A 402-nucleotide genomic window follows, 5' to 3' on the forward strand; every position below is an offset into this window, starting at 1 on the left:
CGGGCTTTCCATGTCGGCATATTTGGCCAGCGGATCGTCGGAGATGGACAGTTCCATCTCGCGCAGCCGCTTAATCTCGTCGCGGATGCGGGCTGCCTTCTCGAAATCGAGATTGGCGGCTGCGTCGCGCATCTGCTTGTCCATCGCGTCGAGATGGGCTTTCAGATTGTTGCCCATCATCGCGCCGGCGCTGTCGGTGAACTGCGAGATGTCGGCGCGGACGTGGTCCTTCTCGTAGACCGAGTCCAGGATGTCGGAGATGCGCGACTTGACCGATTCCGGCGTGATGCCATTGGCCGCGTTCCACTCCATCTGCTTTTCGCGACGGCGGTTGGTCTCGGCCATCGCCCGCTCCATCGAGCCGGTGACCTGGTCGGCGTAGAGGATGACCTTGCCGTCGAC

Annotated in this window: 1 protein-coding gene; it reads right to left on the minus strand. The window is 62.2% G+C overall.

Annotated features, from left to right (window positions below; translation table 11 throughout):
- Positions 1-402: UvrB/UvrC motif-containing protein (locus AC0L2Z_RS35490; protein ID WP_473630655.1), on the minus strand; the 402-nt coding region annotated here is incomplete at both ends.

The sequence above is a fragment of the Mesorhizobium sp. WSM4850 genome (assembly GCF_055811735.1).